Origin of the sequence: Caproicibacter sp., from assembly GCF_046707225.1 — a bacterium.
Lineage (GTDB): Bacteria > Bacillota > Clostridia > Oscillospirales > Acutalibacteraceae > Caproicibacter.
In genome coordinates this window covers 1-16025 of sequence record NZ_JBJKOP010000040.1, presented here as the reverse complement: position 1 = coordinate 16025, position 16025 = coordinate 1, and the positions used below count along the sequence as shown (strand labels likewise).

At 46.3% G+C, this 16025-nt stretch carries 17 protein-coding genes and 2 riboswitches; of the genes, 2 read left to right on the top strand and 15 right to left on the bottom strand.

The window, feature by feature from the left end:
• Positions 1–26: 26 nt before the first annotated feature.
• The 11 genes from ACLQ3M_RS11355 to ACLQ3M_RS11305 all read right to left on the bottom strand — a co-directional run bounded on the left by ACLQ3M_RS11355 (position 27) and on the right by ACLQ3M_RS11305 (position 9301).
• Positions 27–476 (bottom strand): sigma-70 family RNA polymerase sigma factor, encoded by a 450-nt coding sequence (locus tag ACLQ3M_RS11355; protein WP_411677809.1) that lies wholly within the window; start codon positions 474–476, stop codon positions 27–29.
• A gap of 490 nt (positions 477–966) precedes the next feature.
• A riboswitch (cyclic di-GMP riboswitch) is annotated at positions 967–1053 on the bottom strand.
• 140 nt (positions 1054–1193) lie between these two features.
• A complete protein-coding gene (locus tag ACLQ3M_RS11350) occupies positions 1194–2597 on the bottom strand; it encodes a sensor histidine kinase (protein WP_411677808.1) in 1404 nt (467 codons plus the stop codon).
• Complete coding sequence (locus tag ACLQ3M_RS11345) at positions 2588–3247, bottom strand: response regulator transcription factor (protein ID WP_411677807.1); 660 nt, start codon at positions 3245–3247, stop codon at positions 2588–2590. Before ACLQ3M_RS11345 ends, ACLQ3M_RS11350 begins: the two co-directional genes overlap by 10 nt.
• 75 nt (positions 3248–3322) lie before the next feature.
• The gene (locus ACLQ3M_RS11340) at positions 3323–3823 is read right to left on the bottom strand and encodes a NisI/SpaI family lantibiotic immunity lipoprotein (protein ID WP_411677806.1); all 501 of its coding nucleotides are present in this window, start codon (positions 3821–3823) and stop codon (positions 3323–3325) included.
• A gap of 10 nt (positions 3824–3833) precedes the next feature.
• On the bottom strand, positions 3834–4574 hold the full coding sequence (locus ACLQ3M_RS11335; RefSeq protein ID WP_411677805.1) for a lantibiotic immunity ABC transporter MutG family permease subunit: 741 nt from the start codon (positions 4572–4574) through the stop codon (positions 3834–3836).
• Positions 4575–5303, bottom strand: a complete 729-nt coding sequence (locus ACLQ3M_RS11330) for a lantibiotic immunity ABC transporter MutE/EpiE family permease subunit (RefSeq protein WP_411677804.1) — start codon at positions 5301–5303, stop codon at positions 4575–4577.
• Position 5304: 1 nt separating this feature from the next.
• Positions 5305–6012, bottom strand: a complete 708-nt coding sequence (locus ACLQ3M_RS11325) for a lantibiotic protection ABC transporter ATP-binding protein (RefSeq protein ID WP_411677803.1) — start codon at positions 6010–6012, stop codon at positions 5305–5307.
• A 133-nt stretch (positions 6013–6145) separates the two neighbouring features.
• Positions 6146–6232, bottom strand: a riboswitch (cyclic di-GMP riboswitch).
• Between the two features lie 35 nt (positions 6233–6267).
• Positions 6268–7023: an ABC transporter permease gene (locus ACLQ3M_RS11320; protein WP_411677802.1), complete on the bottom strand. Its 756-nt coding sequence runs from the start codon at positions 7021–7023 to the stop codon at positions 6268–6270.
• Positions 7023–7973, bottom strand: a complete 951-nt coding sequence (locus ACLQ3M_RS11315; RefSeq protein ID WP_411677801.1) for an ATP-binding cassette domain-containing protein — start codon at positions 7971–7973, stop codon at positions 7023–7025. The genes ACLQ3M_RS11320 and ACLQ3M_RS11315 overlap by 1 nt, the downstream gene beginning before the upstream one ends.
• Before the next feature lies 1 nt (position 7974).
• The gene (locus ACLQ3M_RS11310) at positions 7975–8430 is read right to left on the bottom strand and encodes a GyrI-like domain-containing protein (protein ID WP_411677800.1); all 456 of its coding nucleotides are present in this window, start codon (positions 8428–8430) and stop codon (positions 7975–7977) included.
• Positions 8431–8434: 4 nt separating this feature from the next.
• Complete coding sequence (locus tag ACLQ3M_RS11305; RefSeq protein ID WP_411677799.1) at positions 8435–9301, bottom strand: effector binding domain-containing protein; 867 nt, start codon at positions 9299–9301, stop codon at positions 8435–8437.
• Positions 9302–9871: 570 nt separating this feature from the next.
• Between ACLQ3M_RS11305 and ACLQ3M_RS11300 the strand changes: the two genes are divergently transcribed.
• Positions 9872–10195 carry a helix-turn-helix domain-containing protein gene (locus ACLQ3M_RS11300; protein WP_411677798.1) on the top strand — a complete coding sequence of 108 codons (324 nt, stop codon included), beginning with the start codon at positions 9872–9874 and terminating at the stop codon, positions 10193–10195.
• A 172-nt stretch (positions 10196–10367) separates the two neighbouring features.
• Here ACLQ3M_RS11300 and ACLQ3M_RS11295 read toward each other — a convergent pair whose 3' ends face one another.
• From ACLQ3M_RS11295 to ACLQ3M_RS11285, 3 genes are all read right to left on the bottom strand, one after another.
• Entirely contained in the window at positions 10368–10637 is a 270-nt protein-coding gene (locus ACLQ3M_RS11295; protein WP_411677797.1) for a helix-turn-helix domain-containing protein, read from the bottom strand.
• Between the two features lie 14 nt (positions 10638–10651).
• Positions 10652–11386, bottom strand: coding sequence for a MerR family transcriptional regulator (locus ACLQ3M_RS11290; RefSeq protein ID WP_411677796.1), 735 nt, complete (start codon positions 11384–11386; stop codon positions 10652–10654).
• An 87-nt stretch (positions 11387–11473) separates the two neighbouring features.
• A complete protein-coding gene (locus ACLQ3M_RS11285; protein WP_411677795.1) occupies positions 11474–13348 on the bottom strand; it encodes a VirB4 family type IV secretion system protein in 1875 nt (624 codons plus the stop codon).
• A gap of 332 nt (positions 13349–13680) precedes the next feature.
• Between ACLQ3M_RS11285 and ACLQ3M_RS11280 the strand changes: the two genes are divergently transcribed.
• Positions 13681–15318 (top strand): DUF6119 family protein, encoded by a 1638-nt coding sequence (locus ACLQ3M_RS11280; RefSeq protein ID WP_411677794.1) that lies wholly within the window; start codon positions 13681–13683, stop codon positions 15316–15318.
• An 87-nt stretch (positions 15319–15405) separates the two neighbouring features.
• On the opposite strand, the gene ACLQ3M_RS11275 is transcribed toward ACLQ3M_RS11280, so the two are convergent.
• Positions 15406–15690, bottom strand: a complete 285-nt coding sequence (locus tag ACLQ3M_RS11275) for a hypothetical protein (RefSeq protein WP_411677793.1) — start codon at positions 15688–15690, stop codon at positions 15406–15408.
• Positions 15691–16025 lie beyond the last annotated feature (335 nt).

Below are 16025 nucleotides of genomic sequence, written 5' to 3'. Positions count from 1 at the left end.
AGCGAGGGGGTTGCACGGAAAAACCTTTAATTTTCCATCATCTTTTTTAATTTTCCGAGGATTTTTATCTTTCTGTCATGGATGGTCATAAAATGAATGCCTGTTTCCGCAGATAACTGCCGTTCACTTTTGCCTTTGAAAAACAGAGCGGTGATCAACTCCTGTTCCTCCGTGCTGAGCTGCTTGAGGCAGGTCAGCATTTTTTCGATCATTACGGTTTTAATTGCGGCATCATCTACACTTTCGCCACTGGCGGCGAACTGCCTGTTTTCCTCCAGAAGACGTTCATAGGAGTCCTCCCGGCTGGGGAGGTATGTAACAGTTCCACTGACGGAATTGATCTGGCAACGCTCTACCTTGATGTCATACTGCAGATATTCCATCTGCCGGTCGCTTTTCTCCAAAACTTCAATGATTTCTTTGCTCACGCCGGGGTATTTCGCTTGGTAATCTGTCTTTTTCTGATACTTTGCCATAAGGCTTGTCCTCCATTTCAATGATTTTGAAATCCGGAAATGAAGAACAAGCGGCGGAGCCCGGCAGTGCGGTCTGGCTACAGACAACAAAACAGGAGCGTACCTGTAAGCATGATTGCCCGCAGGTTCTCCCCTGTAAAATATTTCATATTTTACCTGCTCTGATAGTTCGTATTGCTGCCCGCGCTGTTTTGTTGAAAAGCACAGGCTTTTTTTGACGAGCTACCGGTTAGAAAAGCGATGAGCAGCGGATTGTAGTCCGCTTCATCACGCTCGGCCGCTGACGAGCAGCGGCCGCCTGAAACTCATGACATATTGAATGCGCATAGAAAAGCCCTCCAAACCTGCAAGTCTGGAGGGTACACTGTTTTATTCAGGCATAAGAATAGACCCGCCAAACTCACGTTTTTTTTGTTGGGCGGGTGGCGCCTCTATTTTTTGATCCATATAAAAAACCTGTCACATAAAAGGGCAGGTTTAACACGCACTTCACGGTAGCCAGGCTGTCATCATGCTTACGCACCTTAGACCCTCGGCTTTGCGTCCCTGCTTTTCGGCAGGTTTGCCCTTTGTCGGAATCATATTCGATTTTCATAACTTTAGGAATATTGAAAAACCACTTCATTATTGATTGGAGGGTTGAAACACTGCGATATTCAGGCATTACGATAGACCCGCCAAACTCATGTTTTTTTTATTTGGCGGGTACCTCGTATTTTATTTTGTGCCTTGTGCCTGTATTGGAATCTTAATAATAACCATTCCTCCACCTGTGGGAGATTTGTTTCCAAGGGTTAGCGTGCCGCCGTGCTGCCTCACGATAGAATCCGCGATAAACAGACCCATTCCATAATGAAATTTTGAGCTCCTGCTGGAATCCCCCTGGTAAAACTGATTCGTCGCGTTTTTCAAATCCGCCGGGGAAAATCCCTTACCATCATCGGCAATTTGAAAGCAGATTGTCTGCCCGTCATTGGACGTGGAAAATGTGATTGTGCCGCATTCCGGAGAGTAATCGACTGCATTAGAAGCAATATTTATAATCGCTCTGGATATTTGGGAAGCGTCCAAGCGAAGGGTATCCGGCAGATCCGTTTCGTCTGTTTCCACACGGATTTGTTTCATGGAAGCCAACGCATTGATCTGCGTGTATAAGCCGTCCAGAAAAACTCTTGTTGCGGTAGATTTCAATTTTAGCGGACATCCGTTTTCAACTTTGGACAGGTCGATCAGCATCTGAATATACTGTTCCATCTGATCGGCGTTCTTCTGGATGTAGAGGGTGCATTCTTTTTGTTCTTCTGTCTGTTTCGTATCGTCCAGGATCTCCGCGTTGCCGCGGATTACGGTAAGAGGTGTCTTTAAATCATGCGCCAGAGCGGAAACCTGTGTTTTTCGCGTCTGCTCCATTTTCCACTGTGCTTCCAGAGAATTCTTCAATTCGGCTTTCATCGTGTCAAGCGATTGCAGCGCGGAATCAATTTCTTTAATGCCGCTGTATTGAATCTCAAACGCGAGGTCTTTCCCGCGTATTTTTTCCGTAGCGTTTTCAAGCGGAATCAGTTTCCGGCTGATTTTCTTTCCATAGATTTTAGAAAGCAAAAAAATCTCGACTAAAAATGCGCCGATGATGATCAACACCGATACAATTTCCGGAGCTGGCAGGTGTTCCCGCAGCACCGCCGGTGAAAATTGGGATAAGGAGGAGTACTCTACAATGCAGAACCCGCCCTTCCGTTCAATCGGGAAATAACAATCTGAAATAAAGCCTGTTCCGAGAAATCCCCACGAATTTCTTCGCCCTTTTTGGATCGAATCCCATGCGGCGGAAGTTTCGGCTTCGGTCATGTTTCCTGACAAAAATTTGCCTTCTGTGCTTACAGTAGCATATTTACAGGTGTTTGGGATCAACTCTGCGTTGACGGTTTCAGCGGACGCAATTGCGTTCTTCTGGCTTTCAATGGATGCTTCCACATCACCCACGGAAATAATGAAGCCCGACTGTAGCGATACAAAAAACAATCCGGTCACAATTAGGATAATCATCAGAAAACCGATAAATAGGGCAAGCAAATATTGAACAAAGAAGGTTCGGAGCTTCATGCTTCTTTTCAGTCCCATTTGTATCCTATCCCCCAAACCGTAGAAATCGGAGCCATTTCATATACAGCCAATTTCGCCCGGACGTTCTTGATATGCACGGCCACGGTAAAGCTGTCGCCCTCCGCGTCATATCCGCAGACAGCATCGTAAATTTGTTCTTTGGTAAATACCTGCCCATGATTTTGGGCGAGGTATTCGCAAATTCCATACTCGATTTTAGTCAACGGAATCTTCTGCCCGTCCACGGTTACTTCCTTTGCCGCAAGATTGAATTCCAGTCCGGACACGTGCAGCACATGCCGCTTTTCACGGGTTTCCCTGCGCAGATGCGCGTTCACCCTCGCCCGAAGCTCACCGGTGCTGAACGGTTTCTTGATATAGTCATCTGCACCCAGGCCAAATCCAACCATCACGTCGGACTCCATCGTTTTCGCGGTCAGGAACAGAATAGGGCAGTCCACCGCATCCCGCACTTTCTGACAAAACGCAAATCCGTCCGTCCCCGGCATCATGACATCCAACAGAATCAAATCAAAATGATTCAAAGTGTTTGACTCAATATCGTCGGTCGACAACGCTGTTGTCACAAGGTGGCTGTCCCTTTGGAGTGACCTCTCGATCACGGATAAAATATCCGGCTCATCGTCAATCGCAAGTATTTTTGCCATGGCTTTCACATCCTTTCAAGGCTCATACCGAGTATACCGAGTCATTTTCCAAATAGCAAATCCAACGGCAAAAGCTCATGACTGCCCGTCGATAAAAGAAATCCCTTTCGCTTGAGTGACGTCGATTGACGCTATATTCTCGGAACCTTTTGATATGGCAACAGCCTTATAAAAATAATTATTGGAAATTCCTATGGCAATCGTATCTTTGTGATCTGAATCCTTCACCGCGTAAACATTCTGGAAAGGTACGATCAGATAAGCGTTGGCGGGAGGATCTTTTTTGATCGCATTGACGGTATCGTTAAGCGATGTCCCCAACTTTTCCTGTTTCAAATTATTCAAATCTTTGTCAAGGACGACCGCTTCTTTAATGATACCGATCCAGCCTCCAAGCTCGTCGGATTCCAAAGAGGTTGCTGAAATCTGATAGGTTGTTCCCTGATAACAGATTTGAGTGGCGTTATCGTCGCTCACGGCGTATACGGGCTTATCCTGGTTCGTCAGAGAACAGGCACTGATGGAAACACACAGGATTATATTCAGCAGCGCAATCGAAACTCTCCGCAACTTCATATTTTTTCTCCTATTCATTGGACTTTGAACCGTTCCAGCGCCGAAACCACAGCAGGCTTGCGGCGATAGATAAAACGGTAGCTGTCGCACATACGGAAACGCCAGATTGAATATCTGCGGCGGCCAATGATGCTGCGGAGGGAGTTTGCAGGGCGAATATCATGTCGTTACAAATGCGCACGCTCCATGCCCACGGCATCCAGTGCCAGATTTGATCACCCAATCCGGTTAGCATCAGGGCGGTAATCAGCGCGCCGAATATGCCCAATCCGATGGAAGCCCCACGGCCAAAGCGGAAACTCACAAATAGATGCAGGGCATATAAAAACACGGTTCCGCCCCAAACGGCGAATGCGGCATGAAGATAGAGCTGTGCGGACGCTGCATGATACCCCGCCGCAAAAACGCCTATGGCAAGCGCCACGGAAAAAACGGACAGGATCAGTAATAGAAAAAGTTTACTCAGAAATGCGGTCGTTCTGGATTTTGTTCCGGCAAGCATAACCTGATAGCTGCCGGCCTGTTCTTCCTGTGCGGCCGTCATGCCGCACAACAGCCCGATCAGTATGGGAAAAACAATGCACAGTGCTTCCAGAAAAGCGTTGATTCGGCCCAAAGGTTGGTTGTTGACTGTGATGGAGTAATACCCTAAAAACATGAAAGCTCCGATCAAGGGTGCGGCAACATGAAGCCATAGAATAGGAGTGCGCTTCATTTTATAGAAATCTGAACAAATACAGCGGATCAGCACTTATCTCGCCTCCTGTCTCGGAAACCATACAGTCGTGGCAAGCAATAGCAGCGCAAACAACACTAGAGACAGCGCGATTCCTATGGGAACAACAGACGGATTCAACAGCGGGTCGCCGCTCGGTGCAAGGGTTCCATTTGGAAGAATTCCGAGTACCGGCGTTATCATTCGTGCTGTCCAGCTATAAGGACAAAGCCACCAATTTGACTTCGTTGCAAATAGTATGCCAAGCACGTCACCGACGCCAACCTGAATGATAACTGTTCCAACCATGCCGATTTTTCTGGATAAAAACAGGCAAAGCGGAATCTGCCATAAGGATGTTATGAAAATGAGAAGCATCCCACGACAGGAGGCTCCGAACGGTAGCGGATTCGGAACGGAGGAGCCTCCAAGTAAAATTCCAATCAATAAAACAAGGTTTGACAGCGCCGCGTAAAAGATTATTGTCAGGTTTTTTGCAATCCAGACCTTTTTCAGTGAAACCGGCAACGAAAGAACGCCGCGATACCCCAGCTTCTTCGTTTCTTTCTGATCGGAAAGAGCGCAAATCAAAGAGATGAATCCGGGCATCAAAAGGATGTACCACCAGTTAAAAGCGTTCACTTGGAACCATATGGCCGCTAAAGCCCATGTCAGGAGCAGTGTGGCAAGCGGAGCTAGCAAGACGAGTTTCCGCGTAAAGGTGCGCTTCAGTTTCAGGTTTTCCGCCGCAAAATATTGGACCATGTCACGCACCCGCTTTTTTGCTGTTCTTTACGACTTCCATAAACAGCGACTCCAGATTTTCACCGGGGTTGATCTTGCCTTCATACCCCAGCACCCCGCCTGCGATAATGCCGATATGGTCCGCAATCAGCTCCACCTCGGACAGGATATGGCTTGACAGGATAACTGTCATACTCTGCTCGGGAAAAGACCGGATTAGCTCACGCAGGTCCTGAATGCCGATTGGATCGAGCCCGTTGGTCGGTTCATCCAGAATCAGCAGTTTTGGATGATTCAACAAGGCGATTGCAATGCCAAGACGCTGTTTCATTCCCATCGAAAACTGTCCCGCGCGCTTGTTTCCGGTGTCGGTCAGGCTGACAGTTTCCAAGACCTCTTGAATACGGGAATCCGGCAACCCCAACAGCAAGGTGCGGACTTTCAAGTTCTCTTTGGCGGTGAGGTTTTCATACAGCGGCGGCGATTCTATCAGCGCGCCGATATTTTCCAAGTCCTTGCGGCTCCATGGACGGCCTTCAAAAATGATCTCACCGGAGGTCGGGCGCAGCATTCCAGTGATCATTTTCAGGGTCGTTGATTTTCCCGCTCCGTTGGGTCCGAGCAAGCCGTAGACAGAATTTCTTGTGATGGAAAGCGAGATATTACTGACGGCATGTTGCCGCTTGAAGTCTCGGCATAGGTCTTTCGTTTGTAAAATATAGGAATCCATAAGTATCTTCCTTTCATCGTTCTGATTTCACTATAAAAGGAAATTTTAAAGATTCCATAAAGAAAATAGTTTTATTTGTTCATTTGTGAATACAAAAACCTGCCGCATAAAAGGTCAGATCTAATACACACCTCATGGTAGCCATGGTATCATAATGCAATTGCACTTTAGATCCTTGGCTTTGCGTCCTTACCTTTCGAAAAGTTTGCCCTTAACTAACTTAAGGTTAGCTACCTTATCAGAAAATACAGCGGTTTATAAGCTTGTTTCCTTTTTTAGTCGATGCAATGCCCACGAAAAGCTGATTAAGCACATAACAGCAAGTAAAAGGATGATCAAGATTACATCGTGGGCGACAATGTTTCCCTGCAAGATCAAATTCCGTAAAACATTGATTACATGAGTAAACGGGTTCAGATTGACAGCAATTTTAAGTCCCCCGGATAATTTATCTTCCGGAAACAATGCTGTACTGAGGAAAAAGATCGGCAGGACAATCGCGTTCATCACGGTTTCGTAAAGAACTTCATTGGGGAGGCAAAGACTGATTGCATAAGTTAACCCTGCCATAAAGAAAGACGTCATGAATACAAGCAAAATGATTACAAGCAGCCCTAAAAATCCAGAAGCGATTTTTACCGAGAAAAACAGGCTGACAACGCACATAATGGCGACTTCAATAAAGTTACATAATACCGCTTCCAATACCTGACCGAGAACAATCGAACTTCTTTGAACCGGAGCAATCAGTATCCGGTAAAAGCTGCCGTCCGCTTTCATAAGGTAATTCATAATGCCGCTGCTGCTGCAAGTTCCGAAGCTCACCAATACAATCAGCCCGGCGAGAATAAAAGCCGTATAGTTTTGGATTCCAATGCCCTGCATCGCTTGACCGGCGACGGCGCTGTATAAAACCAGCCAAAGCATAGGCTGTAAAATGGTAATCACGATCGTAAAAGCGTTGTGAAAACGCCACTTTATGTCGCGTTGAAGTAAAGTTAAAACGCCCATCAACTGGCCTCCTTTGCATCTTCACCGGTTAGCCTGATAAAAACGTCTTCCAGAGTGGGCTGCATAATTTCAATACCCAGAAAAGGAATATCATGTTCTAACAGCCACCGGTTTGCTTTTTCCAAATCGACATGGCCGTTTTTCAGGCTGGTGATAATTTTATCATGGCGCAAGTCCGATTCTTTCAATTCAATAACGCTTTTTAACGGTTCAAAACTGTTTCTGGCTTCTTCTTTCGATGGAAAGTTGATTTTCAGCATATCCTGACGCAAGTATTCCCGGAGAGCATTCGGGGAACCCTGAAGTACCTCTTTTCCGTTTTTCATGATACAGATGGTATCGCTTAGCTGGTCGGCTTCTTCCAGATAGTGGGTTGTTAAAAAAATCGTAGTGCCAAAATCGTTTCTGATTTTCTTTACCATATCCCACATTGCCATACGGGATTGGATATCCATACCGACAGTTGGCTCGTCCAAAAACAGGACTTTTGGCTTTGACATCATATTAAGCGCAATATCAAGCCGCCGTTTAACCCCGCCGGAATAAGACGAAACCGGATATTTCAAATATCGTTCCAAACCGAAGCAGGAAATTAACGATTTCATGCGGTTTTGCGCTTCCGGCTTCGGCACCCGATAAAGCCTGCTTTGAAACATCATGTTTTCCGTAAGAGACAAGTGTGAATCAATGGAAGTCCGCTGTGCTACACAGGAAATCTGTGTGCGAATTGCAGCCGCTTCATGGGCGGCGTCTTTTCCGAATAGAATCACGCTGCCGGATGTAGGGCGCAGAAAAGTGGTCAACACGTTAATGAGGGTCGATTTTCCGGCACCGTTTGGCCCCAGTAGAGAGAAAATTTCGCCTTCATTTACCGTCAGAGTAAGACCGTCCAATGCCTGTACTCCATTCTTATATTTTTTCACAAGATCTTTAACTCTGATAGCAATCATTTTAATCCTCCCTGATTGGGAATTGAATTTCTGTAATGTACTTATTCGGGTTCCCTTTCAAAAACATTCCGGGGCCTTTGACATAAACCTCACGGAACGGCGGCTGTAATTGCAGCTTATTCTCTGCAGCATATCGGCTGATCGCTTCATAAGCATAATGTAAGGTTTCATAGGGGCCGGTATGCGTTGCACATACAGCCTTGACAGAAGGTACTTCCTTTACTTCAATCCCATTATCAATGGGATTTTCTTCGGTTGGTACGCATAAATCCATTTCGCCCATTTTCGTTTCCGGGTTCATCACATAATAGCAGAAAAACGGTGCACCGTTTGACTTTCCCTGAATCGACTTAAAAACATTAGGAAAAAACTTATTTGCTTCGGTCGCAATTCCTTTGTAGTGCATGAACGCAACACGAACCGGTTCAATATTTCTGATTTCAATTTGGTAATCCATTGGTTTAATTCTCCTTTTCTTTTTTTACCGCAATCCAAACTTCGGAGTGTCCCGCCCGAGGCCTCTCCTCGCTGATTGGATAAACTTCAATATCCGGCAGTTCTGCGTAAGTATAGCCTGAGAATGGAAGCCACTCTGTAAGAAAGCGTCTGAATATGCTTTGAATGGATTCTTTGAAATACCCGTCACTCTCAAAGATCACCCATGTCGCCGCCGGAATTTCATACTCACACATATCTTTTGGCACAGGCTTATCGGTTGACGCCGCTATGTAATAATAAATTTCATCGGGACTTTGACATGCGGTAATTCCCAGCACACCTTTTGGCGACTGGTTTGACAGATGGCAGATTTCAGGAAACTTGCTGCTTTTTAATGTCTTTTCCCAGAAAGGCGGGACGTTTTTTTTGTTTTCTTCCATATCCAATGTCAGAGGAATACGGATACCTACAATGCGCATGGCTTCTTTTTCTTCGACCCGATAGGGCATAACATTACCTCCCGTAATTTTGATTGAAAACCGAATAGGCGGGTATGCATTCAATACGCTTCCCTGCGCTTTTGCAGAGATTGGGGAAATTCCATGCACGCTTTGAAATGCCCGGTTGAAGGATGTCGGGGAAGTATAGCCGTATTTGAGTGCCACATCAAGGACTTTGCTATCTGTTGTTTGCAACTCAAATGCCGCCTGCGTCATTCTCCGCCGCCGGATATATTCAGATAATGGAATACCAGCCACGTAGGAAAACATCCGCTGAAAATAGCAGGTGGAACAACATGCGATTTTAGCAGCTTCTTCATAAGAAATCTCACCGGCTAGGTTCTTTTCAATGTATTCAATGGCTTTGCTCAGATTCTTCAGCCATTCCATTTCTTCACCTTCCTGCGATAATCATACAGCATCAAGGAATTTTAATCCTCGCTTTTGATGTCTTGTTTTGTAAACTCCACTTTAGCGCATTAAAATTTTTATATCAAGTGTAGAGAAATGTTATTCTGCCTACTAAGATGAAGTCACTCATAGAACGACATGAAACCGCTGCCCTGCAAAGCAGGGCAGCGGTTTCATGTTTTTCGTCTATTGCGTGTTTATCTCAATGCTTTTTTATGAAACTCGTGCATCGTTTCGCACTTTGTCAACTACAAGTTGCAATCCTTGTTAGAACGTTAGCGGAGATGAATGTGGAACTGAACCACACCGAAGTGAAGCTACAAAAAAATATTATCTCGTTCGGAATGAATCAATGGAATATCGCATGACACCCGTACCCCTCTATCGCTCATCTACAGTCAGGTGGTAATAAATAACCTCTCACTCAGTATGTGCGGGAAAGTAAAGGAAAGCAAATGCTTTAGATAATAAATTCGTATTAACCGTCATTGTCAGTACGTTTTCATTTTTCTCTCTCCACGTTAAAATTTCCTTGGAGGTGAACTGACAGTGGAGGAACAGCTGAATAATTTCGGCCAGACGATCAAAGACGCGCGGCTGGCCGCTGGTTTAACACAAGACGCCCTTGCCGAACAAACCGGGATCACGACGCGGTATATCATGGCGATTGAAAACGAGAGTAAACTACCAAGAGTAAGAGTACTGTTTAAGCTCATTCGCGCCCTGAAAATATCCGCGGATACCATTTTTTATCCGGAAATTCAACACGCAGACAAGAAAAAGGAACACATTATTCACATGATTCAGCTGTGTGACGAACGGGATCTTCAGGTAGTCACGGCAACCGTCAAGGCATTGCTGGACACAAAATAAGCAAAGGGTCATCTTCTTACGTGGAGATGGCCCTTTCCCGTAGAGAAGATTGTTTTTCTCTGACGTTAACTTTCTGTTAGAGTGGGACCTTCACTGACGGTTCACCATGAACCGTATCACAGTCCAGCGCAAGGACAGACCGCCCCCTTGGAGGAACGCCCGTTTTTCGGCGCTAACTGGAATCGGCCTTCGTCAGATAAAACATGTTGCTGCTTTTGCCGCCGTTTTCCCGCCAGCGCTGCTTCCTGCGCAGGTAACCGCTTTTTTCAAGGTCGGCAATTGCCCGCTTGACGGTGCTGCGGGACAGCTTAAGCTCTTTTGCGATGGTACCAATCGCCGGATAACACTTGCCGTCCCGGTCAGCCCGGTCACGCAGATACATGTACACCGCCCTTGCCCGGTGGGGCAGCTCCGAGGAATAAAGCGAGGAAAAATAGCTCATTGAATCGCCTCCCGCTATATCCGTATTGAGGACTTTTGCTGTTCCGGCGCCTTATGCTCCAGTGCGGGGGTATGCTGGATACCAGCGGAAGCGGAAGAATCAGGTTCCGCCTTTTCCTCCGGATCGGCTTCACACGCGGCGTTACGCCGGATGATTTCTTCCTCAAGTGAGTGCCGGTTTGCGTACTCCACCTTTCGGGCGGATTGCTCCGCGATCTCATACGGTTTGCCGAAGGTGATGCCCCATTCGAGGAACAGCTTCAGCCGGGTGCGCATCGGGTAGGCCCCTGTCTTCGTAACAACAAACCGGCCTTTACCCTCATAGGCATATGCGGGAATGATCTGCCGGACGCTGGCAACATAGCGTTCCGGCAGCGTTTTTAAAGTTACGTTGTAACTCATCGCGGTTCCATCCTTTCTCAGCCTCTTGATGGCTGTTTCAAGGAGTAGCAGACGGTGCTCGGTTTCCTCGGCCTCCGCTTTCACTTCGGCTTGCTTTACGGATAAAAACTCCGCCAGCTTTTGCGGATCGTCGTAGATTTTCAGAATTTCCCCGATAGCGGACAGGCCAAAGCCCATATCCTTGAGAGAATTGATCTGCCCGGCTACCGGAAGCTGATCCTCGCCGTAATAGCGGTAACCGGTAAATGGATCGGTGCTTTTGGGTACCAGCAGGCCGATCTCGTCATAATGCCGCAGCATCCGGATACTGATCCTTGAGAGTTTTGAAAAATCACCTATTTTCAGCATGGTCGACACCTCACACGCGTGCGCTTTTTTGAGCTCATTTACAGTATAGAGTATACCATCATGGGAGAGTCAAGGGCAATTTTCAATTTATCTGCCGCCCGCCTTTCCGAACAGCGCCGCCTTATATTCCGGTGCCTGGACCATGAGGTTGTATCGCTCGTTGCCGCATTTATACAAACATACGCCGCGCTGGGGATAACGGATCAGCTCGTATTCGGATTTCTCCAGCTGGAGCGTATCCATGTAGAACCGCGCGTCTATGGAACCGGCGTTGAACAGGAACTGGTGCGTCGGAATGGAAAACAGCGGCTTCGTCAATTCGCGGACGTGCTCCACGTTAAAATCCTCCAGGTTCTGCGACGCGAGGATGATGGCGCTCTCTTTTTTGCGGACGCGCTTCATGCAGTTGCGGATATATTCGATGGCGGTCAGGTTTGTGAGAAAGAGGTACAGCTCGTCGATACTGGCCGCCGTATTGCCGACCGTCAGAAGCTCGTTACTCATGTAGGACAGAACGTTGAACAGCAGGGCGTTGCGCAGGTTCTTGCTGGCGTTGAGCACGCCCTTCACGCCGAAGGTCACAAACTCGCTGCTGGTGATATTCGTGTGCCCGTTAAAAAATTTGGACTCCGCTCCCTTGCACATGGAGTGGAGTCCAAGGCAGATTTCCCGCAGGGAGTCCGCCGTATAAAGCTGGCGTCGGCTCTCGTCGAAATTCTTATATTCCGTTTCGATGAGATCGTACAGGTCGGACAGGATGGGATAATCCTCCGGCTTCAGGCGGTCGAAGTTGCTGTGGTCGGTGATGCCCCATTTGTCGTAGAGCTTGCCCAGCATGATCTCGATGGTGTCGATTTCCCGGTCGGTGAAATCCTTGTAGGAACGGAAAAAATCCTTGAGAAAGCTGATATGCTGGCTGAGCTTGCTGCTTTTTCGAAAGGCTTCCGGCACAAACCCGCCGTCGTCGGTGTTCTGATCCGCCGGTGTTTTCGTATGGGGGTTGAGCACAGGCTCCGTCTGCTCGTCCCAGCTTTTCGGCTCCAGCACGTTGATGATGAATTCGCCGCCCATCAGATCGATGAAGCAACCGCCGAGGTTTAGGGTCAGATCCTCGTACTCCATTTCGGGATCTAACGCCAGAATGTGCATGCCGGATTCCCGCAGGCTGCACAGGATCAGCTTCAGCAGATAGCTTTTGCCCTGGCCGGAGTTGCCGAGAATGAGGATGTTGGCATTGGTCTTGTCGTCGGAGCGTCGGTTGAAATCAACCAGAATATTGCTGCCGAACTTGTCCCGGCCCAAGCAGAAGCCCTTCGGGTCGGTCTTGCCAGAATAGTTGAACGGGTACAGGTTGGCAGCGGAGCTGGCTGGCAGCACCCGTTCGAACTGATCCCCAAACACATTCCATCCGGAGGGCATCACCGACAGGAAACCCTGCTGCTGGCGGAGCAGGAGCCGGTCCACGTTGAGTTTGGAGCGCACCAACTCGGTCAACACCTCCGTCTGTAGGAGCTTGAGTTGGTCGAGGTCGTGGGCAGACAGCTCAATGTATACCGCCGTGTGAACCAGCGGTTCCTTGCTCCGGTGCATCTGCGCCACGATGGTCGCGACATCCTGCAGGTTGCTTTCGGCGGTAACCGTCTGCTGGAGATCCTGAGTGCTGCTGCGCTGCATCCTGTTTTTGTTGGCCGCGTTGCTGATGATTTTCTTTTCTTCAATCGGGGTTACATGACGGGTATAGATGTGCAGCGTCACGCCGTCTTTTTCTCCAAGATAACGCAGGATTGCCTGTTCTTCCATGGAGGTTGGGTATTCCCGCAGGGCCCACACACAGCGGAAGGTGTTGCCGCAGATGAAATAATCCGTGCTGAACTTGATGATGGAGGGTGCGATCATATCGAGAAATTCCTGAATACGGGCGTCTTCCTGCGGAGGCACGTTGGTTTTCGTCTGTCTTGCCATGGAGCATCATTCCTTTCTGTTTGCTTGTTGTACAAATAAAGCCGTCACTTTTTTGGTGACGGCTTAAAGCAGAGCTATTTATTTGTGTGGTACAATATGGTATAGTTGTATTTGTGGAATTATAAGTTGTCGGGACTATTCTTGCATTATGAAAGCTATTTACAGTATCGAGTGTTCGTAAAAATTCTACTGATTTTGACACATTTCAACATTCTCACAGATATAACTGATTTACATAATGCTTCGATTATTAAGTATAAATCCGTCGTAAGTCTCAATGAAAAATCGAGAGAAGAACTTACTGGTGAAATAAGAAAGGGTGAGAAGAATAAATGGGAAGCATTAACCTTTATAAAATCGATAGTGAAAAGCAACAACTCCTGTTCCAAGAATTAGCTCAGAAAATGTGGAATCGGAATACAATCGAAATTGAGCGTAATATCCGTGAAGGCGAAGTAGAGAACTTCAGCTTTACACTGTATACTTCCCGTCCACAGGACAACAAATATCTTAACTGGAATTGGGTTCTTGAAGAGTTCCATCTTCCTACCGAAGATGTCACACCTTCTCCTAAGGCAGTTGTTGTTATCGAAAAAGAAGATGACACCACCTACGCAGTTACATTTGGACATGCTTTTTTCTTGGTAGATAAATTCTGTGACAGGAATTTTGGATTTCGTTTTGCTCGAAAAATTCCTTATAAAGAGATTAAGACAACAACGCTTACTACACCAAACTCTCACCGAAATAAAACAGTTAATACGTATATTAACTACAGCGAACTGGAGTTTGATAGCGGAGAGTCCTTTGCAAAATTAAAAGCTAAAGCAGCTTTACCTGATGGGTTTACACTGTGCAAGCCTTCGCTTGAGATTGGAAGCTCTATCAAATTTTCCACGGCTGAAGAATCCTTGGAACAAATTATTTCTTTGATTTTGCGTATTGAAAACATAATTGAAACTGAAGAGGATAAATATCAGATACCGGTGTTTTCTAAAATCAGCGATGTGGATTATATTCAACATTTAGACGAACGACTGCTTGATAGTATTCGTCAAAATCCAGCACAGATAAACATTTCGGAACTTGATATTATTGGAGCAACCGAAATATTCAATAATAATGACAGTGAATTTCTGCTAAAGTTTCGAGGCAATGAGAAAACAGTATATTCGTTGTCAAGTGGCGAGATCGAAGAGTTTTGTAGAGAAAACAATTGGGATTACGGAAGTGTAGTACTGGATATTTCTGTAATTAGCCTTTTTAATGAACAGCCTGTCGCAACGAGCCGGGTAAAAGATCTTATTGATTATACCGATGATGAGAAGAGATGCTTGCTTTCAAAGGGATTATGGTATAAATACAACGATGATTATTTGAATTATTTGAGGGATTCGATCGCAGAGATTCCCGCAGAATACCACCCAGAGTATGATTTCTCTACTGAGGCACATAATGCTTTTATTGATGCAAAATATGCTGAGGAAAAGGATGCATCTGAGTATGCTGGAAAAACGAAAGTTGAGATAAAAACAGCTTTAAAGAAAAAATACTACGCCGAAAGAGCTTTTAATCTTATCCGTGCACAAGATGATGGTTTTCAAAATTTTGACCGTGATGGGAGCCGAGTCGGAGGATCTACCGTTGAAGAAATGGATCTATATAAAAATGGATTGATGTGTGCCGTGAAAATTGGAAACACCTCAGCTAAGCTTTGTTATGCTGTAGACCAATCACTTACATCACTCAAGCTCTACAAACATGACCAGATTCCAGCCATGCCACAAATTGACACGGTCGTTCTATGGTTTATATTAGAACGTCAAGGACACATTGAGAACGCGACTGGTAAACCTGATCTTAATCAACTTGATATGCTGATGCTACGAAATCGGTTAGATCAATGGAAAAAGGAAGTACGTTTGCAAGGATATCGTCCGCTGATATACATCAACTATAGGGCGAATTAGACTAAAAATATAGCCCAATCATATTCTTTATATAATGTGGAAATCATTCTGACTTTTCAGGATGGGCTGTCGAAATACGTGGCTTATTTAAATCACCTCCAGTGCTTTGAGCAGCCGCACACAGTCTTTCGCACCCTGTAGATAAATGTTTTTGCTATCACGTTCGCTGATTTTTCCTACAACCTCGCTGTACTCTGTCAGAAACGTCCGCGTTTCGGCATCCAGCCCGGCAGTGATTTGCTCAACCTGTTCACTGAGCTCGACCCGACGCTTTACAAGCCTGTCGAGCTGTTCGTCCTCTGCGCGTTGCTGCTGGAAGCTCCGTTCGGTCAGCTCCGTGACAACCATATCCACAATTTCATCGTATTCCAAGTACTTCACCTTCCTCGTTTTTACATACAACAATAAACAAATAACGGTCCCAAGTCCATATGGCAAAGCCAACAAAGTACCGAGAAAATTATTCACCGGAAATGATCCAGCGCTCCCCGTCGTAGTCCTCAAATTTTTCCGTTGTTACATTCTGCTCGAAATAAATGGCGAGGATGCGCTTGATGTCCTCCTTGCCGGCGCGTTTTGTGGAAGGGGCTGTTGCAAAACAGCGCCGAAAAAAAGCCGGAACAACCATACCAAAAGGTATTGGCTGCTCCGGCTTTTTGCTTTAGAATTTAGTTGTGACACAAAATGAAAAGCTCTTAGAGCATAAC